Raw genomic sequence first — 22,256 nt, 5'->3', positions numbered from 1 at the left:
CGGGTGATCTCCATAAAGATGCCCCGGACTCCCGCCGGGCGGGACCGGGGCATGACGCGGCTTAACTGACCGTCGGGCGAGGATAGCTGGACGGATGGCCGCAAACCCAATAGCTCCGAAGCGATGACCATGCACCTCACCCTCGATCCCGCCTATCCCGCGCTCGGCGGCGATTTCTTCGACACCGTCGATCCGGCGGATTTCCCGAAGGCGCAGTTGCGTTTCTGGAATACGCGTTGGGCGCAAGCGGTGGGGCTGGGTGATCTCACCGACGCGGGAAGGGAAGCCCATTTCGCCCGCTTCGAGCCCTTGCCCGGCTGGCATGAGCCACCGCTGGCGCTGCGCTATCACGGGCATCAATTCCGCCAGTACAACCCGCAGATCGGCGACGGGCGCGGCTTCCTCTTTGCCCAGCTGCGCGACGGCAAGAACCGCCTGCTCGATCTTGGTACCAAGGGGTCGGGGCAGACGCCGTATTCGCGCACGGCCGATGGCCGCCTGACGCTGAAAGGTGCGGTGCGGGAAATCCTGGCGACCGAAATGCTCGAGGCGCTGGGCGTCTATACCTCCAAGACGTTTGCCGTGTTCGAGACCGGCGAGGCGCTGCACCGCCATGATGAGCCATCACCCGCGCGCGGGGCGGTGCTGACGCGGCTCCAGCATTCCCATCTGCGCTTCGGCATGTTCCAGCGCGCGGCTTACGAGCAGAAGCCGGAGAATGTCGCCGCGCTCGCCGACTATGCGATCACGCATTTCTACCCGGAACTCGATGCCCGCGAGGGCGAGGACAGGGTCGCGGGTCTGCTGGAAGCCATCGCCCGGTCAAGCGCGCGGCTGACCGGCGAGTGGATGGCCGCAGGCTTTGTTCACGGCGTCCTCAACACCGACAATCTCAACGTCACGGGCGAGAGTTTCGATTACGGCCCCTGGCGTTTCCTGCCGTATTACGAGCCGGGCTTCACCGCCGCCTATTTCGACGAGACGGGGCTTTATGCCTATGCCCGCCAGCCCGAAGCCGTGTTCTGGGCGCTGCAACAACTGGCTGGTGCACTGTCGCTGATCTGCGGCGAGGAGGCGCTTATCGCGGCGCTCAACGCCTTCCCGCCCGCCTATCGCACCGAATTCCAGTCCGCTTTCCTGCGGCGGCTGGGCGTGGAGCAACAGGATGCCGACAGCGACGAGGCACTGGTCCGCTCGGCTCTGACCTTCCTGCGCGAGAGCCAGGCCCCGTGGGAAGCCTTCTTCTTCGACCATTTCTGCGGGCGCGAACCGCAGGAACGCGACGTCTATACCGGTGAGGTCTATCAGGCCTTCACCGACGCGCTTGCGGATTACGACCCCGTTCGGCCTGAACGCCTCGACCATGCCTATTTCAAGCGCGAAACGCCCGTACACATGACAATCGAGACGATGGAAGCCGCCTGGGCTCCGGTCCATGAGACGGACGACTGGAGCGCGCTTCACGCCCTGCTTGACGACATCGCCGAAGCGCGCGCGGGATATGATCTTGGACGAGACCGAACAGGCTTCCTCACCGGGGACAAGGCATGAGCGATCTGGAGTTTCTGCGCGCGACAACACTCGGTTTCGATGGGCTGGTCCATGCCTTCACCACGCGCGCGGGCGGGGTCAGCGAAGGCCCGTATGACAGCCTCAATCTTTCCTGGAAGGAGGGGGACAACAAGGCCCATGTCGAGGAGAACCGCGCCCGCGTCACCGCCGCGCTGGGGCTCGACAAGCTCGTCTTCGCCAACCAGGTCCACGGCAAGACGGTCCACCGCGTCGATGCCGCACCGGTTGGCGTCTGGTCGGTGGGTGAGGGCGATGCGCTGATGACCGATGTGCCGGGGCTCGGCCTTGTCGCGCAGACCGCCGATTGCACGCCTATCTTGCTCTTCGATCCCGACACCCGGGCTTGCGCGGCCATCCATTCGGGCTGGCGCGGCACGGTCCAGAACATTGCCGGAGAAACCATCGACGCCTTGGGCCGGGACTACGGCTCGCGGCCTGAAAGCCTCCGTGCCGCCATCGGCCCGGCCATCACGCCGGAGAATTACCGCGTCGGCCCGGAAGTGCTGGGTGAGTTCGAGACGATGTTCGGCACGCTCGACGGGCTGGCCGGTCCGCGCGACGGCGAAGGCGGGGCCGGGCTCGACGTCTCGGAAGCCTGCCGCCGCCAGCTCATTGCCGCCGGCATCCCGGAAACGCAGATCGAGCGCATCGCCGCCTGCACCTTCTCCGACCCGCGCTTCTTCTCCTCGCGCCGCGCCAGGGGCGGCCAGTTCGGCGGTCAGGGCGGGATTATCGGGCTTCGCCCCTAGATCATCCGGCCGCCATTCATCTCCAGGATCATGCGGCGCAGCTTGCGCATGCCGCCGAGCCAGCGGTCGCGGTCGCCCGCCTTGCGCGCGAAATGTTCACCGACGACCGGATGGGTGAGGATGAGGAAGCGGTTTTCCGCCACCGCGTCGAGAATCGTCGCTGCCGCCTCGTCCGCCGTGATCATGCCGTCGACCGCGGTCATCGCCTCGGGCAAATCCTTGGTCATGTCGGTCTTGACGTATTGCGGGCAGATGGCGTGCGCCTGGATGCCTTCATGCCCGTGGCTGATCGCGATGCTCTCGGCAAAGGAAATGGCCGCGGCCTTGGTGGCCGAATAGGCCGCATCGCCGATCTGGGCGAGCAGGCCCGCCGCAGAGGCGGTGATCACGAAGGCCCCTGACCCGCGCGCGGCCATGCCGGGCAGGACGTGGCGCGCCGCATAGACGCTCGCCATCACGTTGATCTGCCAGTCTTTTTTCCAGTTGGCATTGGGAGCCGAAGCCGCGCCGCCGACCGGGCCATCGGTATAGCCGACCCCGGCATTGGAGAAGTAGAGATCGACCGGGCCCATCTTGCGTTCGACTTCGGTGATGAAGACCGCGATCTCGCCCTCGTCAGCGACATTGACGCGCTTGCCGATCCCGCCACAGCTTTCCGCGACCTTCGCCGCGCGCGCGCCGTCGAGATCACAGACCGCGACGCGGCAGCCGCGCTGGTGCAGACCGCGCGCGATCGCCGCGCCGATCCCGCCCGCCCCACCTGTGACGATGGCAATCTTGCCGTTGAAGTCCATGAACCTTCTCCCCAACCGGTCGTTCGTGTCGAACGGTGGACCGGATGGGCGTTCAAGACAATCGCTGGATCGGGTCAGTCGCCAATCAGCGTCAGCGTCGTCTCGCGGCTGAATTCGGTGGGATAACCGGGCACACAGTCGAAATCGGCTGGGCAATCGCTCGTGACGCGGACAGTTAGGACCTGGCGCAATTCGCCAGCGAGGATGCGGCCTGTCGCCCGGTCCAGCGTGACATAGATGGTGTTGACCTCTCGCCCGGTCAGGACATTGACCCGGCCTTCGGTCTCGCCCGGCGAAACGAAGAAGACATTGTCCGGCGTAGTGCCGGTGACGTGGCCCTCGAACGCCTCGCCCGGCATGGCGATACAGGCCTCGTCCGGCGGACCGAGGATCACCCGGTAGAGCTCCGTCTCGTCAGTGAGGCGGGTGAGCTGGACATTGGCGCTCAGGCAGTTCCCGCCGCGTGATTGCCCGTCGAGGCTCGCCCATTCCCGGCTATGCGCTTCGCCGTTTTCGTAGCTGGCGTAGACCTCACTGATCCGGTGCGCGCCGAAAGCCGGATGCGCGGCGCGGTAGAGGTTCTGGATGTCGCCGAGCGCGCCCGCAAGGTCCGCCGGAATCTGCAAGGGGAAGGGCACGCCGCCCATTTCCTCCAGCGACACCACCCAGGGTTCGAGCCTTGCCGCCGCTTCGGTAAGATCCGTCACCGCTCCGTCGGCCCCGGTCCTAGCAAAATCCGTAATCGTGATCGTCTCGATACCGACACCGGGGCCGGCGCTGATGTCGTGCCGGGTCACGGCGCGCTCGGCGTAGAGCAGATCGCCTTCGCCCATCGTCACGCGGCTCTCGATCACATAGCCAAAGCTCTCGCCAGCCTCGTAGCGTGTCGTCACGGTCTGGGCGAATGCCGGAGTGGCCGAAACAAGGACGACGGCAAGAACGGCTAAGGTCAGACGAGGGTGCATGGTGAACTCCGGAGTGTGCCTGCCAAAGCTAGCATGGTGCACACACGTCCACTCAAGTCTCTCTGAAAATGACGCCGCCAAGACGCGGCCAGAACCGACCTGTCCGGGTGCAATAGGCTGGATAGCTGTCTGGAAACCAGTTCGCCATCAACGCTTCCTCGCGCCCAATCAGACGGTGTGCCGCCAGGTACGCCAGGACAAGCGCGACGGCATAGGCCGGGTGCGAAAGGGCGATGATCAGGCCGGGTCCGAACAGGGACAGGCATGCTGCATAAAGCGGATGGCGGACAAGGCGGAAAGGGCCGCGTGTCACCAACTCGGTGCCGCGATGCTCGGGCCTCAGTGTCCAGACGCTCCAGCCGATGAGTCCAAGCGCCAGCATCGTTCCCGAAGCGAGCGCTGTGGCCCGCAACATCAACGGGAGGTCCAGGCTCAGCACGGGCGTCAGCCGCGCGGTGACCCAGCCGGCCAGCAGACAGAGCGCTGCCGCTGCGGCGATGGCCGGGCCGGACCCGAAAATTCGGTCGTAGAACCGCTTAGCGGACGGCATCGCCCACGCTTTCGGCCAAGGCAGGCACTGCGCGCATCTCGCCCAGCGCCTGCCGGATGATTTGAACCGCGGACCAGCAGAACAGACCGGCCATCAACGCGGCCACCGCCAGATCGGGCCAGGCGGTCCCGGTCAACGCAACCAGCCCGGCTGCGCCGAGCACGGCGACATTGCCGATCGCGTCATTGCGGCTGCACACCCAGACAGACCGCACATTGGAATCACCGTCGCGGAATCGCATCAGAACGACGACACTGACGAGATTGGCCGCGAGCGCCAGAAAGCCGACGATTCCCATGACCGGCGCACTCGGTTGGTTCAGAACCAGCACCTGCCAGAGTGTCGTTCCGAAGACGAACAGGCCCATCGCCGCCAGTCCCAGCCCCTTGAGTAGCGCTGCCGAGGCGCGAACCCGTATCGAGTGGCCAATGACGAACAGGCTGATGGCGTAGGTGACCGTATCGCCGAGGAAATCCAGTGCGTCGGCCTTCAAGGCCTGCGAACCCGCCATCGCTCCGGCGGCCATTTCCACACCGAACATCACCGCGTTGATCGCGATGACGATCCACAATGCGCGGCGGAAATCGGCGGAAACGCCGTTGAATTTCGGCTGTTGGCTGCAGCAGGAGCCTGCCATTCGGATTGCCCTCCGGGTCTTGCGTGAAGCCGTCTGACTCCTCACATACGATCTACAGCCGCTATAGATTCAAGGGGTTTTTCAGGTGACGAACTCATTGGCGATCGGGGACTTGTCACGCCGTACTGGCGTCAAGGTCACAACCATCCGCTATTATGAGCACAACGGCTTGATGCCGGAGCCGGCCCGCGCGGCCAGTGGTCACCGCCGCTATGACGGAGCCGCTCTGGAGCGGCTCTCCTTTATCCGCCAGGCCCGCGAGTTGGGTTTCGAACTTTCGGCGATCCGCGAATTGCTGGATTTGGCGGCCGATCCCGACAGGCCTTGCTCGGCCGCTGACAGTATTGCCAAACGCCATGTCGCAGCCATTTCCGAGCGGATCGCGCGCCTGACGGCACTTCGGGCGGAATTGCAGCGCGTGGTCGAAACATGCGGCAGCGGGACGGTCGGCGATTGCCGGGTCCTGCAGTCCATCGCGGATCGCGCGGAAGCGACGACCTGAAAGCCGGTTTGATGAACTGGCGTCCCCGACAGGATTCGAACCTGTGACCCCCAGATTAGGAATCTGGTGCTCTATCCTGCTGAGCTACGGGGACGCGTTGTAGAGACTTCTGATAACGACAAAGGACAATCATACAAGTTTTTGAGCGGGCCCGCACGATCACAGTCAGGGCCTGGGACCGCGCAACACCTCCGCTTCGCCGCACCAGAAACCTGTCGCGCGGGAATGGGTAGAGTGATAGGATTTGCCGACTGGTACTCGTAAACGCCTTGCAGCATTCCAAAATCGCTTGCCCGGAGGGTGTGCAATGAAGCCGAAGATCGAGCCCATCGGTGAACCGCACACCGAGCTGTCTGCGCGCAGCCGCACCTATGACTCGCTCTTCGAACACAGTCTTGATTGCGTAAAGCTGGTGGCGGGCGATGGCCGGTTGTTGCGCATCAATCAGTGCGGCTGCGACAGCCTGGAAGTCTGCGCTCCCGAAAACGCGATCGGCCAGTCCTATTTCGAATTCTGGTCGGGTGTGGATGCCGAAACCGCCCGCGCCGCTGCCCGGCAGGCTGATGAGGCAGGATCCGGCCGCTTCACGGGCCGGTATCACAGCCCGTCCGGCCGTCTGTCTGTCTGGGACGAGATGCTGACATCCATCCGGTCCGATGACGGAAGCCGTCTCGGCTATCTCATCATCTCCCGCGACATCACCGAGATCACGGTCCGGCTGGAGCAGCAACGGGCACTGGCCGAGCTCGGTTCAATCGCGCTGTCCGAAGAGTCCTTTGACAACTTTCTTCAGACCCTTACGGAGGTTCTGGCGCGGATTCTCCACTGCCCCATGACCAAGGTTCTGCAATTCGCCGACGAGGCGGACCTGCTCAATCTGCGGGCCGGCGTCGGGTGGCGGGACGGGCTGGTTGGCAAGGCCAGGGTCGGCATCGACCAGGACTCCCAGGCCGGATACACGCTGAACGCCAATGAGCCTGTCCTGGTCAGCGACCTGACTACGGAGACGCGGTTTTCAGGCCCGCTCCTGCTGCGCCAGCACAATGTCAAAAGCGGAATGTCCGTTGTCATCGCGGGCAATACGAGCCGCCCGTTCGGCGTTCTGGGCGTGCATTCTGACAAATCCCGCACTTTCTCCGCTGCCGATGCCACCTTCCTGCAATCGGTCGCCAATATCATTTCCTCCCGCTGGCGGCAGGATTGTGCGGACCGGAACCAGAAAACCCTGCTGCGAGAGCTGGCGCATCGGGCCGGCAATCTGTTGCAGGTTGCCGACTCGATCTTCCGCCATACGATCGACAGCACCCCCGAACTCGACAAGGCGAAGGAAAAGTACTCACTCCGACTGGGCGGCATGGCACGGTCCTGCTCGCTGATTGCCCGCGGCGGGTGGGAACAGGTCAGCCTGCGGGAGCTGGCCGAAGAAACCCTCAAACCGTTCGAAGGCCGGATCGCTCTGTCTGGCCGCGATATTGTCGTCGGGGGCGAACTCGCATTCGACCTGGGTCTGGTCTGGCATGAACTTGCCACCAACTCGGCGAAATACGGCTCGTTGAGCCAGAGCGAAGGCGTCGTCGATCTGAGCTGGAGTATATCCCGCACGGACGGCAAGGTGGTTCTGGAAATCTGCTGGTCTGATCAGGCCTCCCCTGGGGATCGTCCCGCGGCCGTCGTCAGCAGTGGTTTTGGCAATGTTCTGATTGAACAACTCGTCACATTCAAACATGGCGGCACCGTGAGCGTTGAAACCGGCGACGGCTATCGCTGTATACTGAAAGTGCCGTTGGCATAGCGTTATGGCGCGGTGGTTTCCGCCCCGCCGGTCACGACCCGAAGCCTGTTTCACCCGAAGCCGCGCCCGGCCTTAGCTGCCCGGCCGGCCGTGGCAGTGCGGCGGGAACTTTCAGGCCCGTCGCGCCGTTAACCCTTCTGAATCAGGCATCGCACTAGACTGCCGTGCAGAAGGAAGGGTTGCACCATGCATAATCCCCGCAACGAACCGATGGCCGGAACGGTCTCCCTTCTCATGGTCGCCGGGATTTTCGCTGTCTGCGCCTGGCTGTTGATCTAGCGCCGCTGTCTTCTACGCCGGGTCCCGGGGCTTTTTCCGAAATAGACGCCCGAAAACAGACGCCGCGCAGTCCGCGAGTCTGCTAGACAGCGGGCATGCTGTTCGCCCTTCCCCATGACGACATTCTGTATGACGCGCTCCTGCGCCGCGATCCCACCTATGACGGTCGCGTCTTCGTCGGCGTTACGTCCACCGGGATTTTCTGCCGCCTGACCTGCCCGGCCCGCAAGCCGAAGCGCGAGAATTGCCGATTCTACGAGTCTGTCGCCACTGCGCTGGAAGCAGGCTTCCGCCCCTGCAAGCGCTGTCATCCGCTTGCCCCGGCCGCCGGGTCAGATCCAGCTGTCACCGATTTGCTCGGTGCGCTTGGGGCCGACCCCACCCGCCGCTGGAGCGAAAGCGATATCGCCGCACGCGGGCACGACCCGTCCACAGTCCGGCGCGCCTTCCGGCGTCATTTCGGCATGACCTTCCTGGAGCTCGCCCGCCTGTCGCGGGTCAAATCAGGCCTGAAGGCCATCGGCGACGGGGCCAAGGTGGTCGAGGCCCAGTTCGAGGCCGGTTATGAATCCGCCAGCGCTTTCCGCGCCGCCTTCGCACGGCTGCTCGGCGAGGCGCCGGCCGCCTTCACCGGCAGGGAGGCCCTGAAGGCCGATGTCATCAACACGCCGCTGGGTCCGATGCTGGCGGTCTGCGATGCGGACCGGCTCCACCTGCTCGAATTTGCCGAACGCAAGGCACTCAAAGGTGAGCTGGCGCGCCTGCGCAAGGCTGTGGATGGCGATCTGGGTATTGGCCGCACAGGCGTGACAGACAGGATCGAGGCCGAACTGGTCCGCTTTTTCGCCGGGGAAGGCGCGGACTTCCAAACACCGCTCGCCCTGCATGGCACGGATTTTACCCGCCGGGTCTGGACCGAACTCATGACCATCCCGGCCGGTGCAACGCGCAGCTATGGCGAGATTGCTGCCGCGATCGGTCAACCGACCGCGACGCGCGCTGTCGCGCGGGCCAATGGGGCCAACCAGATCGCCATTGTCATTCCGTGCCATCGCGTCATCGGTGCGGACGGAACGCTGACCGGCTATGGCGGCGGGCTGTGGCGCAAGCAGACCCTGATTGACCTCGAACGCCGCTATGCTGGCGCAACCTCAGAAAGGCGTGCCGCGTCATGACCCAGGCCGAAAAAGCCCAGCGTTTCGCTGACCTCCACCGCACGGGCGACCCGCTTGTTCTTTACAATATCTGGGATGCCGGCAGCGCCCGCGCGGCGGTATCCGCCGGTGCACCGGCCGTTGCGACAGGCAGTTGGTCAGTTGCCGCCGCGCAAGGGTTTCAGGATGGCGAGCACATCCCGCTCGATCTCCTCCTGACCATCGCGGAGCGGATCGCCGCGAACGTTGATGTACCGGTCAGTATTGATTTCGAGGGCGGGTATACCGCCGAACCGGACAGGCTCGCTGCAAACGTCACGCGCCTGATCGCGACCGGAGCGGTCGGCATCAATTTCGAGGACAGGATCGTGGCGGGAGAGGGGCTTTTCTCCACCAAGGTACAGGCCGCCCGCATCGCCGCGATCCGCCAAGCGGCGGACGCTGCAGGCATTCCGCTTTTCATCAACGCGCGAACCGACCACTTCCTGGCTGAACCCGACCGGTCGAAACACGCTGCGCTTCTGTCTGACGCGCTGGACCGCGCCGCAGCCTATGCCGAGGCGGGCGCGAGCGGCTTCTTTGTACCGGGCCTCACCCATCCGGACCTGATCGCGGATGTCTGTGAAACAGTGTCCCTGCCGGTCAATGTCATGGCGTTGGATGGCATGCCGGACCGGGCCGGTCTCGCCGGTCTGGGCGTTGCCCGGATCAGTCACGGACCCGGCCCCTACCGGACAGCAATGAAAACGCTGGAAGACCGGTGCCAGGAAGCGATGGCCAGGTCACTACTCTGACCGCGTCACGCGCCAGATGATGTTGCCGACATCGTCTGCCACCAGAAGCGCGCCGGTCCGGTCGAACTCCACGCCGACAGGCCGTCCGAGCGCATTCCCGTCCTCGTCGAGGAAGCCGGTCAGCACATCGATCGGCCCGCCCGTCGGTTCGCCACCCGCAAACGGGATATAGATCACCTTGTAGCCGCTGTGCGGCACGCGATTCCACGAGCCGTGCTGGCCGATGAAGACGCCGCTCTGCCAGCGTGGCCCAAGCCCGGACTGATCGGCGAAGACGAGACCCAGCGAGGCTGTGTGCGCGCCGAGCGCATAGTCGGGCACCATGGCGCGTTCCACCATGTCGGGCCGCGCCGGTTCGACGCGGGTATCGACACGGGTCCCGAAATAGCTCCACGGCCAGCCATAGAAATCACCGGCTTCGACCGAGGTCATGTAGTCGGGGACCAGATCGCTGCCGAGCTCGTCGCGCTCATTGACGGCGGTCCACAGAATGCCGCTCTCCGGTTCCCAGTCCATGCCGACGGGGTTCCTGAGGCCCGAGGCGAAGATACGGTGCTCGCCCGTCGCCCGGTCGATCTCCCAGATCGCGGCTCGCCCCTCTTCAGCCTCAAGACCGTTCTCGGCGATATTCGAGTTCGACCCGATTGCGACATAGAGGTGTTCGCCGTCTTCGCTGGCGATCAGGTTTTTCGTCCAGTGCCGGTTAATCGGCCCGGCGGGCAGCTCGGTCAGCGTTGTGCCTTCTGCCTCGATCCGCGTCTGACCGTCCTCATACGGGAAAGCGACGACGGCGTTCGTATTGGCGACGTAGAGCGTACCGTCGACCAGCGCCATGCCGAAGGGCGAATGCAGGTTCTCCAGGAAGACCGTGCGGGTTTCGACGACACCGTCGCCGTCTGAGTCCCGCAGCAGCGTGATCCGGTCGGCGCTGGGGGTGCGTGCGCCTGCGCGCTCCATCACGCGCCGCTCGATGAAGCCGACGATGCCGCCGATCGGCGGATTGGCCGGCGCGTTGGACTCGGCGATCAGCACATCGCCATTGGGCAGGACATGGATCCAGCGCGGATGATCGAGATCGCTGGCGAAGGGCGCAACGGCAAGCCCGTCGGCCGGAACCGGTAGACCGCCATCAGGCCAGCCCCGTGCCGGTGCGATATTGACCGTCGGTAACAGCGTTTCGCGCGGTTCGGGCAAGGCCGGGGATCGTCCGTATCCGGCTTCCTCGGCAAACCTGGCCGTTTCCCCGCATGAGACGAGGAAGACCCCGCCACCGATGACGATGAGCACGGCGGCAATGAACATGATCCGGATCATTCGGTGTCTCCCAGCTGTTGCCCTGGCGCGTCAGCGCGCCTGAAGGCCTTTCTGCTTCATGCGCCACACACACAGATCGATCCGGTCCTGGCCAAAGAAAGGTTCTCCTTCGAAGACCAGTGTCGGCACACCCCAGTGCCCACTCGTTTCCAGGGCGGATTCATTCTCTCGGATGACGGCATCCCGGGCATCAGGATCGCCGGCGACCCGTGCCTCGAGGTCGGCGAGATCCAGCCCGGATTCGGCCACGGCCGCGGCCAGCCGGTCCCCGTCCGACCAAGGCTCACCCGACCAGACCAGTCGTGACACCTGGTCGAGGAAGGCGAGGCCGGATCCGTGCGCGACGGCCTCGACGGCGAGCCGGTTGAGACGGGTCAGGTGGGGCTGGTCCTGTGCGGCGCGGCGCGTTGCCGGATCGATCACGACCGGATCAGGGTTCGGCATGGCGATGGGCAGGCCAAGAAATTCGGCCAGGCGCACCACATCGGTCAGCGTATAACCCATCCAGCGGTCGCCGCGTTTTTCGAAAAAGTCCGGTTCGCGCAGAGCGATGGGACGTACGGGCCGCACGGCGATATCGAGATCGTATTCGGCCTCCAGAGCGACCAGGCGCGGCGTCGCGAGATAGCTGTAGGGACTGCGGAAAGACCAGAAAAGGTCGACAGACAGCGTCACTCCATGTCTCCATGTGGCTCATGGTGCGATCTCTCTTCTACGGGTTTGCGGCCCTGTTCGCCATCCTTGCCGGTCCGGTCCTCGCGCAGGACCGTGTCGCGGGTGAGCGCGGCGAGGTCGTCGACGTCACGGCATCGGGCGGGTTGATCGTGGTCACGGATGGCGGCGAAAGGCTGAACGTGCGCATCGCCGGTATCCGCCAGCCGGACGAAGGCGAACCGCTCCATGCCGAGGCCAATGACGCGTTGCGCCGGCTCGCGGCGGGTCAGGACGTGGCCCTGTCCTATGAGGGCGAATTGCGCCGGGACCGTTACGAGCGGGCGGTGGCCTTTGTGGCGTTCCCCGGCGGGCGGGATCTCGCGACGTCATTGGTCACCGAAGGCTGGGCCATGGTCTACACGACGCCGGAGGCCCGGTCTGGCGCGGCAAACCTGCTGGCACTCGAACAGGCGGCGCGAGACGCCGGGCTGGGATTATGGGCTGATCCGGCCTATGGCGTCCGCAGTGCTGATCCCAATACGCTCGCGCTCTATCTCGACAGCGTGCAGATCGTGGAAGGCCGGGTCATCAGCGTCGGCGAGACACGCGATCGCATCTATCTCAATTTCGGCTTCGACTACCGGTCCGACTTTACCGTGTCGATTGCAGTCGGCGATACGGACGGGTTTCTGGATGCCGGGATTGATCTGGCAGACATGCAGGACCGGATCGTACGGGTGCGCGGCTGGCTGCACCGGCGCAACGGGCCGATGATCGTGATCGACCATCCTGAACGCCTGGAGATCGTCGGCCCTTAAGGAATAAGCCCGGCGTCTTCGGGGTCGCCGACGCGGGCGACAAGCGCGGCTTTCAGCTTGCCCAGCGCCTGGGTCTCGATCTGGCGGACCCGCTCCTTGGAGATGCCGAGATCATTGCCGATGGCCTCGAGCGTATCGGTGTCTTCGCCGAGTTTGCGGCGGCGGATAATCGCCTGTTCCCGTTCGGTCAGGACCGTCATGGCGTCGGCGATCCACGCCTCGCGGCGTTCCGCGTCATGGCGTTCCATCACGTCTTCATCGGGCGTGGCCCGGTCGTCGGCCAGCAAGTCCTGCCATTCCTGTTCGCCTTCTGCCGCCGTTGGCGCGTTCAGCGACCGGTCAGCCGCCGACAGGCGCGCGGTCATGGTGTCGACGTCTTCCTCGCGGACTTTCAACAGGCGGGCGGTGCGCGCCCGGTTTTCCGGGGTCATCATGCCGCCGCCCGCGTCTGCGATCATCGCCCGCACGCGGCGCAGGTTGAAGAACAGGGATTTCTGCGCCGAGGTCGTTCCGGTGCGCACGATCGACCAGTTGCGCAGGACATAGTCCTGGATCGAGGACCGTATCCACCAGGAGGCGTAGGTCGAAAACCGGACGTCGCGGCCCGGTTCGAACTTCGCCGCGGCCAGCATCAGCCCGACATTGCCTTCCTGGATGAGGTCGGCCATGGGCAGGCCGTATTTCCGGAAGCGCGCGGCCATCGCGATGACCAGCCGCATATAGGCCTGGGTCAGGGCATGCAGGGCGCGTTCGTCCTTCTGGTCGCGCCAGCGAAAGGCGAGATCCTGCTCTTCCTCGCGTTCGAGCAGGTCTTCCTGCATCGCGCGCTTGATGAAGCGGCGCTCAGGATCGGCGGATGTGTCGGCCGCCCGGGGTTGTGTGTGAGCCTCCATGCCTGCTCATACGCAGGCGCCCGCCGGACGGATCAATGGCATGAAAGAAAAACGCCCGGTCCGTGTCCGGACCGGGCGTGTTTCACGTCAGCTGAGAGGCGATATCAGGCCGCCTTCTTCAGCAGGTTCTTGGCCAGCATGTCCTTGGCGGCGTCGTGTTCGATCTTTTCCACGGCGGCCACTTCGCGGACCATCCGGTCCAGCGCGGATTCATAAAGCTGGCGCTCGGAATAGGACTGCTCGGGCTGGTCTTCGGCGCGGTGCAGGTCGCGCACGACCTCGGCGATGGAGATCAGGTCGCCCGAATTGATCTTCGCTTCGTATTCCTGGGCACGGCGGCTCCACATGGTGCGCTTGACCTTGGCCTTGCCCTTCAGGGTCTTCAGCGCGTCCTTGATGATCTTGTCGCTCGACAGCGGGCGCATGCCCGACGCCGTCGCTTTCGCGGTCGGCACGCGCAGCGTCATCTTGTCCTGCTCGAAAGAGACGACATAGACCTCGATCGCGAAACCCGCGACCTCGTCCTTTTCCACACCGGTCACCCGTCCGACACCATGGGCCGGATACACAATGAAATCGCCCTTTTTGAAGGACTTGTTGTCGTTCGCAGTTTTCTTCGTCATGGAAGCTCTCTGTCTGGATCGGCGTCAGAGACACAGATGCCCTGCCTCAGAACAAAGCCTTCAAAAAAGACCGTTTCTGAACGAGAGAACCTGTTGCCGATATGATGTGGGCGGCGCGTATTACGCCGTCCAGTAGGTGTTAACCTATCATAAAATTGGACGAAATTCAAATGCTGGCCGAGTCGAGGCCTTCCGTATGGGAATCGACGGCAAGTCTTCTCCCGCACCGCACCATTTCAATTGGGATTCCAGCGGCTTTTTGCTACACCCGTGCGGGAAGGGGACGGGCAATGACCGGCGACCGGCGTGAACAGCTGCATTCCTTGAGCATCGACCGGGACGCGGGTGCAGTGTCCAGCGGCGCATCCCTCGTTCAGGTTCTCATGATCGCGCTGGTTTCGCTGGCGGTCGGGGCCGGGGGCATGTGGTGGCTGACCCGTGGCGATGACGATGCGGCCCAGCCCGAACCGGTTGCCGTCCAAACTGAAACGCCGCCCCCCGCGGCCCAGTCGGCCGCTGACACGACACCCGCGCCATCAGTTCCGCGCTCAACCGGGATGGTGGCATCCGGCTATGTCGTGGCGCGCCGCCAGGCGACGGTGTCGGCCGAGATCACAGGCCGTATCCGCGAAGTCCTGGTCGAAGAGGGCACCCGGGTCGAGGCCGGCGACATTCTCGCCCGCCTGGATGACGAGCGCGCGCGGCTCGACCTCGATCTTCTGCAGGCCCGGGTTCGTTCGGCCCGGTCCCGGATTGCCTCACTCACTGCCCAGCTCGAGGAAGCGATGGTCGTGTCAGAGCGCGCGCAAAGCCTCGCCGAACGCAATATCGGCTCACAGGCTGCCGTGACCGCCGCCGAAGCCCAACGCGACAGCCTGATCGCCCAGCTCTCGGCGGCACGCGCCGATCTATCGGCGGCCGAAGTCCAGGTCGCCAGCCAGGAAGACCTGATCCGCCGCCATGAGGTTCGCGCGCCCTTCGCCGGTGTGGTCATCGCAAAGAATGCCCAGGTCGGGGAAATACTGTCGCCGGCCTCGGCGGGCGGTGGTTTTACCCGAACCGGTGTGGCCACGCTCGTCGACATGGACTCGCTGGAAATCGAGGTCGATGTGAATGAAGGCCAGATCGGCCGTGTCGAGCCTGGCCAGCGCGTCGAAGCGGTTCTGGATGCCTATCCGGATTGGCGCATTCCGGCCCGGGTCGAAGCGATCATCCCGACTGCGGACCGGGCCCGCGCCACCATTCAGGTGCGTGTCGCCTTCGAGGAACGCGACGGGCGGATTTTGCCGGACATGGCCGCACGCGTCACATTTGTCGAATAGACTGTGAAGAAGGACAGCGCTCCATCGGGCGCGACGAGGGACAGACGATCATGACCGAGACCGGACCGCTCTACACGCTGAAGAATTTGTCGAAGACCTATACGCGCGGCAAGGAACGCATCGCGATCTTCGAAGCGCTCGACATGACGATCAGCCATGGCGAGTTCATTGCCATCATGGGCCCGTCGGGCTCGGGGAAGACGACGCTTCTGAACCTCCTGGGCGGTATCGACCGGCCGACATCGGGCGAGGTCGAATTCGAAGGCAGCCGTGTCGACAACCTCAGCCCGGGCAAGCTCGCGGCCTGGCGCGCACGCCATGTCGGCTTCATCTTCCAGTTCTACAACCTGATGCCGACGCTGAGCGCAGCGCAGAATGTCGAGCTGCCGCTCCTGCTGACCAAGCTGTCCGGCAAAGAGCGAAAGCGCCGCGTCCACACCGCGCTCGACATCGTCGGCATCGCTGACCGTGCCGGACACCGCCCGCGCCAGCTCTCCGGCGGTCAGCAACAGCGCGTCGCCATCGCGCGGGCCATCGTCGCCGACCCCGAAGTCCTGCTTTGTGACGAGCCGACCGGCGACCTCGATCGCGCCTCAGCCGACGAGATCCTCGCCACGCTCCAGCTGCTCAACCAGGAAATGAACAAGACCATCATCATGGTTACCCACGACCCGGCTGCGGCGAAATATGCGCGGCGGGAGCTCTTCCTCGACAAGGGCCGCTTCGTCGAAAAAGGGGCGGGTCATGAATGATGCCACCCTTGTTCGGAAAGGCCTGTTTCGCAAGAAGATGCGGGCCGTCCTGCTGATCCTGTCGATCCTGATCGCCTTCCTGATCTTTGGTGTGCTCGGGGCGTTTTATTCGGTTTTCACCGCCGGCGTGGACGTCGCCGCGGCGAACCGGCTCGTGACGGTCAACCGCATCAATTTCACGATGTCGATGCCGTTCGCCTATTGGGGCCGGGTGCAACAGGTCGAGGGTGTAGACAACGTCACCCACGCCAGCTGGTTCGGCGGCTATTATCAGGAACCGCGCAACTTCGTGCAGTCCTTCGCGGTCGATCCGGAAAGCTATCTCGCGGCCTATCCCGAACTGGTGATGCCGGAGGACCAGCGCCAGGCGTTTCTCACCAACCGCACCTGTCTCCTGGTTGGGGCGGACCTCGCCGGTCAGTTCAGCTGGTCGGTCGGCGACCGTATCCCGCTGCTGTCGAATATCTGGCAGAAACGCGACGGGTCGAGCAGTTGGGATTTCGATATCTGCGCAATCTTCGACGGCAATGAGGCGACCGTTCCGGCCAATTACGCCATGTTCCATTACGACTATTACAACGAGGATCTGGCCTTCAATAACGACCAGATCGGCTGGATGGTCATCAACACGACCGATCCGTCGGTCAATGACCGGGTTGCGCGCGAGATCGACAACCTGTTCGCCAACTCGCCGGCCGAAACCGAGACCTCGACCGAGGCGGCATTCAACCAGGCCTTCCTTGAACAGTTCGGCAATATCGCGCTGATCCTCGTTCTGGTCATTGGAGCCGCCTTTGCCACCATCCTGATGATTGTCGGCACAACGATGGTGATGGCGATCAACGAGCGCACCAAGGAAATCGCCGTGATGAAGACGCTCGGCTTCAACGAGGGACGCATCTTCGGAATGGTGTTGAGCGAATCCATCCTCCTGAGCCTCATCGGCGGGCTGATCGGGTTGGGCCTGGCCACGCTCATGGTGACGGGTGCCGCCGCTGCACTGGCCGGTTTCCTGCCCGGCCTCTCCATGCCGCTGAGTGTCGTCCTCGTGGCGATCGCGTTGATGATCGGCCTGGGGCTGGTCACGGGCATTGTTCCGGCGATCAATGCGACGCGCATCCGTATCGTCGAAGCGCTCGGCAAGACCTGAGGGAAACAACCATGTTCAAGCAAACCCTTGCGGTCACAGCGCTCAATATCAAATCCATCCCGCACCGGTTGGGCTTGTCGCTGGCGACGGTGTTTTCCATCGCGCTTGTCGTCGCAGTGCTGATGGGCTTTCTCGCCATGGCGAACGGATTCCGCGCCACGGTTTCGGGCTCCGGGTCCGACAGTATCGCCGTCCTGTTGCGGGCGGGTTCCCAAGCCGAGCTGAATTCCGGTCTCAGCCGGGACGATGCCCGCCTTGTCGAGATCGCGCCGGGCCTGGCGACCAATGCCGCAGGCGATCCGGTCCTGTCCGGCGAGATGTATGTCATCGTGGATGGCATCAAGCGATCCTCGCAGACCGAGGCCAATCTGCCGCTGCGCGGTGTCGGCGCACAGGCCCCGGCCCTGCGGGACGGGTTCACCATCACGGAAGGACGCATGTTCGAACCCGGCGCGGCCGAACTCGTCGTTGGCGAGAGCGTGCAGCGTGAATTCGCCGGCTTCGATCTCGGCGACACGATCCGTCTTGGCTCGAATACCTGGACCGTGGTGGGGACATTCTCGACCGGTGGATCCATCTTCGATTCCGAAATCTGGACCGATATCGGTGTCCTGCAGAACCTCTACCAGCGCGGTACGACCGTGCAGTCAATCCGGGTCCTGCTCGAAAGCCCGGAGGCGATCGAGGCGCTGCGCGCCTATGTCGCCGACGAACCCCGCCTCAATCTCGATGTCTCGACCGAGCGAGAATATTTCGCCTCGTCCTCGGGCCAGACGTCCGACTTCATCATGGTACTCGGATGGCCACTGGCCATTTCGATGGCCATTGGCGCGCTCGCCGGGGCCTGGAACACGATGTACTCCTCGGTCGACACCCGCACCCGCGAGATCGCGACCCTCAGGGCTATCGGCTTCAGCGGCGGGGCGGCCTTTGCCGGCACGATGATCGAGTCGGTCGTGCTCGCCGCCATTGGCGGGCTGATCGGCGCGGTAGCGAGCTATCTTCTGTTCAACGGCGTGAGCGCCTCAACGCTGGGCGGCGGATTCACACAGATCGTGTTTTCCTTCGCCGTGACGCCGCAAGCGGTCATCAACGGCGTCATCCTCGCCATCATCGTCGGTTTCCTGGGCGGACTGATCCCGGCCCTGCGTGCGGCACGCGTGCCGCTGCTGGCCGTTCACACCGAGTAGGCCTCAGTCGCCTTCGCCGGGCTTTTCCGAGAAGTATTTCTCGTACTTGCCGGTCTCGGTCTCGAACTTCTCCGCATCAGGCGGCGCGTCGCGCTTGATCGTGATGTTCGGCCAGACCTCGGCGTATTTGGAGTTGATCTCCAGCCACTTGCCGTCGGGATCGTCCTCGGTGTCCGGCTTGATCGCCTCGACCGGGCATTCCGGTTCGCACACGCCGCAATCGATGCATTCGTCGGGATGGATAACGAGGAAATTCTCGCCCTCGTAGAAACAGTCCACCGGGCAGACTTCCACGCAATCGGTATATTTACAGCGAACGCAGGCGTCGGTGACGATATAGGTCATGGGGTCGGTCTCGGGCGGGCGAACTCTGATTTAAGGGTCTGACGCGGGACATGCGGCGAGGCCCGCCGATTGTCAACGCTTGCGGGCCGCGGCTTCTGCGCGCGACCGGGCAAAGACCCGTTCGCGATCATCGACGGCGAGCAGGGGCGCAACGCGGCGGATGAAGGATTCCTCGAAGTCCGATTTCTCGCCATCGGCCAGCGCGACCGCCCACATGTTCTCGACAAGGGCAATGCGGTCCGCCTTGGGCATGCAGGCCTTAACCACCTTGGTGAAGCGGTGATGATCGGCGGCGTCCTCGGCCAGCTCCTCGGCAATCGACAGCACCCGCCGTGCCTCGTCGCCGTCAAGGTCGAAGGCTTTCTTCAGTATCTGCCTTATGCTGTTTTCCTCGACATCGGCATAGATGCCGTCGGCGAGCGCGGCTTCAACCAGAAGCGCGGCGGCCGCGATCTTCGGGTCGATCTCGGCATGGGCGACCGGAGGCTCGGACCCTAGCCAGCGTTTGAGTGCGTCGAACATGCTGTCTCTCCTACGCCTGAAGCGAGGTCGGCGTAAAGCGTCCGCGCCTCGGCAGGCGGTCCGCGCCGGACGCCGAGTCCCAGGATTTCGATCTGCACGATGCCGCGGCGCAGGGGCAGGGTCAGCCGGTCTCCGGGCAGAAGCGTCAGTGAGGGCTTGGCGATGATGCGCGTCTCGCCATGCCGTGTCAGACGCACACGGGTCGCGGTGAGATAGCGCGTCGCCAGCGACCGCGTCTTGAAAAAGCGCGCCCGCCACAGCCAGACATCGGCGCGAACGGCCTCGACAGCGCTCATCGCGAGCGCTTCCGGGCCGGCTTGCGCCGGGCGGGACGCGCCGGGGCGGGTTTGAGTTGCGACAGGACGGCAAAGGGCGTGTCGGCAGGGGGCGCTTGCTCGCGCGGCGCGTCCGGCTTTCGCCGCCGCAGCCGCCAGCGTTCGCCTGCGGCTTTCTGCGGGTCGTCGCCGCGTTTGGTGCGCACATACCCGAGCGCGGAGAGGATGGCGCGGAAATCCTTGAGTGATGTTCCGAGCCCGTTGGTCATCGCGGCGGTGAGTTCGAAACTCCGGTCTTTCGAGGCCTTCGCCGCATCGCGAATCTGGTCTGCGAGCCGCTCCAGCATGTCGAGCCGGACCGCCAACGGCCCGCAAGGCAGGAAACCGGCTGCGGTGTAGTCGCTGTCTGCACGGCCTTTTTCGACGGGGATAGTGACAAGGCCGGGCGCGGGATGAAGCGGCCGCGCCTCGCCGCCCGGCCCGCAGGCGCGTAGCGTCGCAATCAGGTGGGCGGTCTTCGGTTTCAGTAGAGCCGGCAGGAACAGTGCGTGCTCGCCGATCGTCACGCCAAGTGCGCGCAAGGCGCGCCGTTCGACGGGAGAGAGGGCCCGCACATCCTGGGCGACTTCCCGCCGGGCGAGCGCACCGCCATTCTGGGCCATGCGCCAGGCGATCCCGCCGGCGAGACCGGGAAGACCACCGCGATCGGATGTCTCGGTCAGTGCCATGAGGGGCTTGAGATCCTTCGCAATCCGCGCCGCGACGGTCTCGGTAAGGCGGGCAATGGCACGCTCGCGGGCTTCGAAGGAGCCGAGCTCGCCGCCGATCAGCACGACTGACGGGCGAAGGATGGAACGCCCCGGAGCCAGCCGGGCGACCGGCGCGCCGTCATGGAGGAGCCGGCCATCAGGATCAATGTCCATGTGATCGAGGCGGGCCAGCTGGCCGAGCCGCCGGTTCACTTCCGGGCGCAGCGCCTTTTCCGCGGCATTGCGCAGGGCGCGCGCCTCGAGCTGGCCACCTTCGATGTCGGGGCTGAATTTCAGACCTTCGAGCCGGCCGACCGGGTGGCCTTCCACCGTGACACGCCCGTCCTTGCCAACCCCGGCGAGCATGTCGCGATCTTCGCGCAGGCCCCGCATCAAGACGCTGGTGCGCTGGTCGACGAAGCGCTTGGTCAGGCTTTCATGGAGCGCATCGGAGAGCCGGTCCTCGACCTCGCGGGCCCGCGCCTGCCAGGTCAGCGCGTCCTCGGTCCAGTCACCGCGGTGGGCGACATAGGCCCAGGTGCGCACCTGGGCGAGCCTCTGGGAAAGCGCGTGGACATCGCCGCCAATCTCGTCGAGCCGATTGAATTGCCCGGCCATGTAATCAGACGACAGGCGTTCGCCCGGGCCGGTCAGATGCTCGTGGATCCGCGTCAGCAGGCGGGCGTGGGCATCGACCGTCACCTTGCGGAAATCCGGCGTCCGGCAGACCTCCCAGAGCAGGCGCACACCGGCGGGCGTGCGGGCCGTATCGGCGATGCGCGGATCGTTGGAAAGAATGTCGAGCGTGCGCTCATCGACCGCGTTGCGCACCCGTTTCAACGCCGGGTCGCGCGAGGGTTGTTGCAGCGTTTTCCGCAAGGATCCGAGACTGGAGAAATCGAGCCGCTCGCTTCGCCAGTAGAGGCGCTCGATGGGTGCAAAGTTGTGATTCTCGACAGCGGTCACCAGGTGCGGGTCGAAGGGACGCGTCTCGCCGGTTTCGCCAAAATGCCCGTCATCGCGGAAACGTCCCGCGCGACCGGCGATCTGGCCGATCTCCGCCGGGGTGAGGGGACGCCGTCGGCGGCCGTCGAACTTGGTCTCCTCGGCGAAGGCGACATGGTCGACATTCATGTTCAGCCCCATGCCGATCGCGTCAGTAGCGACGAGATAGTCGACCGCGCCGGACTGGTAGAGCTCGACCTGGGCATTACGGGTGCGCGGGCTGAGCGCGCCCATGACGACGGCTGCGCCGCCCCTCTGGCGTCGCAAGAGCTCGGCGATGGCGTAGACGGATTGGCTGGAGAAGGCGACGGCGGCGGTCCGTCTCGGCAGCTTGGTCAGCTTGGACGGTCCGGCATAGCGCAGCGTGGAAAACCGCTCGCGGGTCTCGATAACCGCGTCCGGGACCAGATGCCGGACGAGCCCGCGCATGGAATCCGACCCCAGCAGCATCGTCTCCTCGGTGCCGCGTGCATGCAGGAGGCGATCGGTGAAGACATGGCCGCGCTCCGGGTCAGCCGCCAGCTGGATCTCGTCGACACAGACGAAGGCCGCGCGCATTTCAGTCGGCATCGATTCGACCGTGCACACGAAATAGCGCGCGTTTGCCGGTATGATCTTTTCTTCGCCGGTAATGAGGGCCGCGGCTTGGCTGCCCTTGGCCCGGACGACGCGGTCATAGACTTCGCGGGCGAGGAGGCGCAGCGGCAAGCCGATAATCCCGGACGCGCGCGCCAGCATGCGTTCCACGGCAAGGTGGGTCTTGCCGGTATTGGTCGGTCCGAGGACCGTCGTGACCGCTGAATAGACCGTCATGGGTGACCCTCACCGCGCGGGTGCGCACCGTCCCATTTAGGGT

General features: G+C 64.6%; 23 protein-coding genes and 1 tRNA gene. 11 read left to right on the top strand and 13 right to left on the bottom strand.

Annotated features, from left to right (window positions below):
* Nucleotides 1–123 precede the first annotated feature (123 nt).
* A complete protein-coding gene (locus V0U35_RS06330; protein WP_373696377.1) occupies nucleotides 124–1,551 on the top strand; it encodes a protein adenylyltransferase SelO family protein in 1,428 nt (475 codons plus the stop codon).
* Nucleotides 1,548–2,321, top strand: a complete 774-nt coding sequence (pgeF, locus tag V0U35_RS06325; protein ID WP_330195832.1) for a peptidoglycan editing factor PgeF — start codon at nucleotides 1,548–1,550, stop codon at nucleotides 2,319–2,321. The genes V0U35_RS06330 and pgeF overlap by 4 nt, the downstream gene beginning before the upstream one ends.
* Here the strand turns inward: pgeF and V0U35_RS06320 are convergent.
* The 4 genes from V0U35_RS06320 to V0U35_RS06305 form a co-directional block, all read right to left on the bottom strand.
* Nucleotides 2,318–3,115 carry an SDR family NAD(P)-dependent oxidoreductase gene (locus V0U35_RS06320; RefSeq protein ID WP_330195831.1) on the bottom strand — a complete coding sequence of 266 codons (798 nt, stop codon included), beginning with the start codon at nucleotides 3,113–3,115 and terminating at the stop codon, nucleotides 2,318–2,320. The genes pgeF and V0U35_RS06320 overlap by 4 nt on opposite strands.
* Nucleotides 3,116–3,189: 74 nt before the next feature.
* Nucleotides 3,190–4,080 (bottom strand): hypothetical protein, encoded by an 891-nt coding sequence (locus V0U35_RS06315; RefSeq protein ID WP_330195830.1) that lies wholly within the window; start codon nucleotides 4,078–4,080, stop codon nucleotides 3,190–3,192.
* A gap of 52 nt (nucleotides 4,081–4,132) precedes the next feature.
* Entirely contained in the window at nucleotides 4,133–4,630 is a 498-nt protein-coding gene (locus tag V0U35_RS06310) for a methyltransferase family protein (protein ID WP_330195829.1), read from the bottom strand.
* Entirely contained in the window at nucleotides 4,617–5,267 is a 651-nt protein-coding gene (locus V0U35_RS06305) for a cation efflux transmembrane domain-containing protein (RefSeq protein ID WP_330195828.1), read from the bottom strand. The genes V0U35_RS06310 and V0U35_RS06305 overlap by 14 nt, the downstream gene beginning before the upstream one ends.
* Nucleotides 5,268–5,379: 112 nt before the next feature.
* On the opposite strand from V0U35_RS06305, the gene V0U35_RS06300 reads away from it, so the two are divergent.
* Nucleotides 5,380–5,769, top strand: a complete 390-nt coding sequence (locus tag V0U35_RS06300) for a MerR family transcriptional regulator (RefSeq protein WP_330195827.1) — start codon at nucleotides 5,380–5,382, stop codon at nucleotides 5,767–5,769.
* Nucleotides 5,770–5,786: 17 nt separating this feature from the next.
* Here the strand turns inward: V0U35_RS06300 and V0U35_RS06295 are convergent.
* Nucleotides 5,787–5,863 (bottom strand) — tRNA-Arg (locus V0U35_RS06295).
* 213 nt (nucleotides 5,864–6,076) lie between these two features.
* Between V0U35_RS06295 and V0U35_RS06290 the strand changes: the two genes are divergently transcribed.
* The 3 genes from V0U35_RS06290 to V0U35_RS06280 all read left to right on the top strand — a co-directional run bounded on the left by V0U35_RS06290 (nucleotide 6,077) and on the right by V0U35_RS06280 (nucleotide 9,788).
* Nucleotides 6,077–7,561, top strand: a complete 1,485-nt coding sequence (locus tag V0U35_RS06290; protein ID WP_330195826.1) for a sensor histidine kinase — start codon at nucleotides 6,077–6,079, stop codon at nucleotides 7,559–7,561.
* A 374-nt stretch (nucleotides 7,562–7,935) separates the two neighbouring features.
* Nucleotides 7,936–9,015 carry a bifunctional transcriptional activator/DNA repair enzyme AdaA gene (locus V0U35_RS06285; protein WP_330195825.1) on the top strand — a complete coding sequence of 360 codons (1,080 nt, stop codon included), beginning with the start codon at nucleotides 7,936–7,938 and terminating at the stop codon, nucleotides 9,013–9,015.
* Nucleotides 9,012–9,788 (top strand): isocitrate lyase/PEP mutase family protein, encoded by a 777-nt coding sequence (locus V0U35_RS06280; protein ID WP_330195824.1) that lies wholly within the window; start codon nucleotides 9,012–9,014, stop codon nucleotides 9,786–9,788. The genes V0U35_RS06285 and V0U35_RS06280 overlap by 4 nt, the downstream gene beginning before the upstream one ends.
* Here V0U35_RS06280 and V0U35_RS06275 read toward each other — a convergent pair.
* Together V0U35_RS06275 and V0U35_RS06270 are read right to left on the bottom strand one after the other, a co-directional pair.
* Entirely contained in the window at nucleotides 9,780–11,102 is a 1,323-nt protein-coding gene (locus V0U35_RS06275; RefSeq protein ID WP_330195823.1) for a PQQ-dependent sugar dehydrogenase, read from the bottom strand. The two genes, V0U35_RS06280 and V0U35_RS06275, sit on opposite strands and share 9 nt — an antisense overlap.
* A gap of 30 nt (nucleotides 11,103–11,132) precedes the next feature.
* Nucleotides 11,133–11,777 carry a 2-hydroxychromene-2-carboxylate isomerase gene (locus V0U35_RS06270; protein WP_330195822.1) on the bottom strand — a complete coding sequence of 215 codons (645 nt, stop codon included), beginning with the start codon at nucleotides 11,775–11,777 and terminating at the stop codon, nucleotides 11,133–11,135.
* 20 nt (nucleotides 11,778–11,797) lie between these two features.
* Here V0U35_RS06270 and V0U35_RS06265 point away from each other — a divergent pair, with 20 nt between their 5' ends.
* Nucleotides 11,798–12,574, top strand: coding sequence for a thermonuclease family protein (locus V0U35_RS06265; protein ID WP_330195821.1), 777 nt, complete (start codon nucleotides 11,798–11,800; stop codon nucleotides 12,572–12,574).
* On the opposite strand, the gene V0U35_RS06260 is transcribed toward V0U35_RS06265, so the two are convergent.
* Nucleotides 12,571–13,467 (bottom strand): RNA polymerase factor sigma-32, encoded by an 897-nt coding sequence (locus tag V0U35_RS06260; protein ID WP_330195820.1) that lies wholly within the window; start codon nucleotides 13,465–13,467, stop codon nucleotides 12,571–12,573. The two genes, V0U35_RS06265 and V0U35_RS06260, sit on opposite strands and share 4 nt — an antisense overlap.
* 104 nt (nucleotides 13,468–13,571) lie before the next feature.
* On the bottom strand, nucleotides 13,572–14,090 hold the full coding sequence (locus tag V0U35_RS06255) for a CarD family transcriptional regulator (protein ID WP_330195819.1): 519 nt from the start codon (nucleotides 14,088–14,090) through the stop codon (nucleotides 13,572–13,574).
* 290 nt (nucleotides 14,091–14,380) lie between these two features.
* On the opposite strand from V0U35_RS06255, the gene V0U35_RS06250 reads away from it, so the two are divergent.
* The 4 genes from V0U35_RS06250 to V0U35_RS06235 are packed head-to-tail and all read left to right on the top strand — an operon-like array spanning nucleotide 14,381 to nucleotide 18,504.
* Nucleotides 14,381–15,412: an efflux RND transporter periplasmic adaptor subunit gene (locus V0U35_RS06250; RefSeq protein WP_330195818.1), complete on the top strand. Its 1,032-nt coding sequence runs from the start codon at nucleotides 14,381–14,383 to the stop codon at nucleotides 15,410–15,412.
* 50 nt (nucleotides 15,413–15,462) lie between these two features.
* On the top strand, nucleotides 15,463–16,164 hold the full coding sequence (locus tag V0U35_RS06245) for an ABC transporter ATP-binding protein (protein ID WP_330195817.1): 702 nt from the start codon (nucleotides 15,463–15,465) through the stop codon (nucleotides 16,162–16,164).
* A complete protein-coding gene (locus tag V0U35_RS06240; protein WP_330195816.1) occupies nucleotides 16,157–17,314 on the top strand; it encodes an ABC transporter permease in 1,158 nt (385 codons plus the stop codon). The genes V0U35_RS06245 and V0U35_RS06240 overlap by 8 nt, the downstream gene beginning before the upstream one ends.
* A gap of 11 nt (nucleotides 17,315–17,325) precedes the next feature.
* Nucleotides 17,326–18,504: an ABC transporter permease gene (locus V0U35_RS06235; RefSeq protein ID WP_330195815.1), complete on the top strand. Its 1,179-nt coding sequence runs from the start codon at nucleotides 17,326–17,328 to the stop codon at nucleotides 18,502–18,504.
* A gap of 3 nt (nucleotides 18,505–18,507) precedes the next feature.
* Here the strand turns inward: V0U35_RS06235 and fdxA are convergent, their stop codons facing one another.
* From fdxA to V0U35_RS06215, 4 genes are all read right to left on the bottom strand, one after another.
* Nucleotides 18,508–18,849: a ferredoxin FdxA gene (gene fdxA, locus V0U35_RS06230; RefSeq protein WP_330195814.1), complete on the bottom strand. Its 342-nt coding sequence runs from the start codon at nucleotides 18,847–18,849 to the stop codon at nucleotides 18,508–18,510.
* Nucleotides 18,850–18,921: 72 nt separating this feature from the next.
* Entirely contained in the window at nucleotides 18,922–19,371 is a 450-nt protein-coding gene (locus tag V0U35_RS06225; protein ID WP_330195813.1) for a tellurite resistance TerB family protein, read from the bottom strand.
* Nucleotides 19,344–19,667 (bottom strand): RNA-binding S4 domain-containing protein, encoded by a 324-nt coding sequence (locus V0U35_RS06220; RefSeq protein ID WP_330195812.1) that lies wholly within the window; start codon nucleotides 19,665–19,667, stop codon nucleotides 19,344–19,346. Before V0U35_RS06220 ends, V0U35_RS06225 begins: the two co-directional genes overlap by 28 nt.
* Nucleotides 19,664–22,213: a helicase-related protein gene (locus V0U35_RS06215; RefSeq protein WP_330195811.1), complete on the bottom strand. Its 2,550-nt coding sequence runs from the start codon at nucleotides 22,211–22,213 to the stop codon at nucleotides 19,664–19,666. The genes V0U35_RS06220 and V0U35_RS06215 overlap by 4 nt, the downstream gene beginning before the upstream one ends.
* Nucleotides 22,214–22,256 lie beyond the last annotated feature (43 nt).

It is taken from the genome of Hyphobacterium marinum, from assembly GCF_036330325.1.
Classification (GTDB): Bacteria; Pseudomonadota; Alphaproteobacteria; order Caulobacterales; family Maricaulaceae; genus Hyphobacterium; species Hyphobacterium marinum.
The sequence above is the reverse complement of the archived record's forward strand: the minus strand, read 5'-3'. Positions and strand labels throughout refer to the sequence as shown.

Bases quoted from the DNA above. Each gene is read 5' to 3' on its own strand.
- V0U35_RS06330 (WP_373696377.1), top strand. From the start codon at position 124: ATGACCATGCACCTCACCCTCGATCCCGCCTATCCCGCGCTCGGCGGC.
- V0U35_RS06225 (WP_330195813.1), bottom strand. From the start codon at position 19,371: ATGTTCGACGCACTCAAACGCTGGCTAGGGTCCGAGCCTCCGGTCGCC.
- V0U35_RS06305 (WP_330195828.1), bottom strand. From the start codon at position 5,267: ATGGCAGGCTCCTGCTGCAGCCAACAGCCGAAATTCAACGGCGTTTCC.
- V0U35_RS06290 (WP_330195826.1), top strand. From the start codon at position 6,077: ATGAAGCCGAAGATCGAGCCCATCGGTGAACCGCACACCGAGCTGTCT.
- fdxA (WP_330195814.1), bottom strand. From the start codon at position 18,849: ATGACCTATATCGTCACCGACGCCTGCGTTCGCTGTAAATATACCGAT.
- V0U35_RS06235 (WP_330195815.1), top strand. From the start codon at position 17,326: ATGTTCAAGCAAACCCTTGCGGTCACAGCGCTCAATATCAAATCCATC.
- V0U35_RS06245 (WP_330195817.1), top strand. From the start codon at position 15,463: ATGACCGAGACCGGACCGCTCTACACGCTGAAGAATTTGTCGAAGACC.
- V0U35_RS06220 (WP_330195812.1), bottom strand. From the start codon at position 19,667: ATGAGCGCTGTCGAGGCCGTTCGCGCCGATGTCTGGCTGTGGCGGGCG.
- V0U35_RS06255 (WP_330195819.1), bottom strand. From the start codon at position 14,090: ATGACGAAGAAAACTGCGAACGACAACAAGTCCTTCAAAAAGGGCGAT.
- V0U35_RS06265 (WP_330195821.1), top strand. From the start codon at position 11,798: ATGGTGCGATCTCTCTTCTACGGGTTTGCGGCCCTGTTCGCCATCCTT.
- V0U35_RS06320 (WP_330195831.1), bottom strand. From the start codon at position 3,115: ATGGACTTCAACGGCAAGATTGCCATCGTCACAGGTGGGGCGGGCGGG.
- pgeF (WP_330195832.1), top strand. From the start codon at position 1,548: ATGAGCGATCTGGAGTTTCTGCGCGCGACAACACTCGGTTTCGATGGG.
- V0U35_RS06280 (WP_330195824.1), top strand. From the start codon at position 9,012: ATGACCCAGGCCGAAAAAGCCCAGCGTTTCGCTGACCTCCACCGCACG.
- V0U35_RS06250 (WP_330195818.1), top strand. From the start codon at position 14,381: ATGACCGGCGACCGGCGTGAACAGCTGCATTCCTTGAGCATCGACCGG.
- V0U35_RS06315 (WP_330195830.1), bottom strand. From the start codon at position 4,080: ATGCACCCTCGTCTGACCTTAGCCGTTCTTGCCGTCGTCCTTGTTTCG.
- V0U35_RS06275 (WP_330195823.1), bottom strand. From the start codon at position 11,102: ATGATCCGGATCATGTTCATTGCCGCCGTGCTCATCGTCATCGGTGGC.
- V0U35_RS06260 (WP_330195820.1), bottom strand. From the start codon at position 13,467: ATGGAGGCTCACACACAACCCCGGGCGGCCGACACATCCGCCGATCCT.
- V0U35_RS06215 (WP_330195811.1), bottom strand. From the start codon at position 22,213: ATGACGGTCTATTCAGCGGTCACGACGGTCCTCGGACCGACCAATACC.
- V0U35_RS06285 (WP_330195825.1), top strand. From the start codon at position 7,936: ATGCTGTTCGCCCTTCCCCATGACGACATTCTGTATGACGCGCTCCTG.
- V0U35_RS06240 (WP_330195816.1), top strand. From the start codon at position 16,157: ATGAATGATGCCACCCTTGTTCGGAAAGGCCTGTTTCGCAAGAAGATG.
- V0U35_RS06310 (WP_330195829.1), bottom strand. From the start codon at position 4,630: ATGCCGTCCGCTAAGCGGTTCTACGACCGAATTTTCGGGTCCGGCCCG.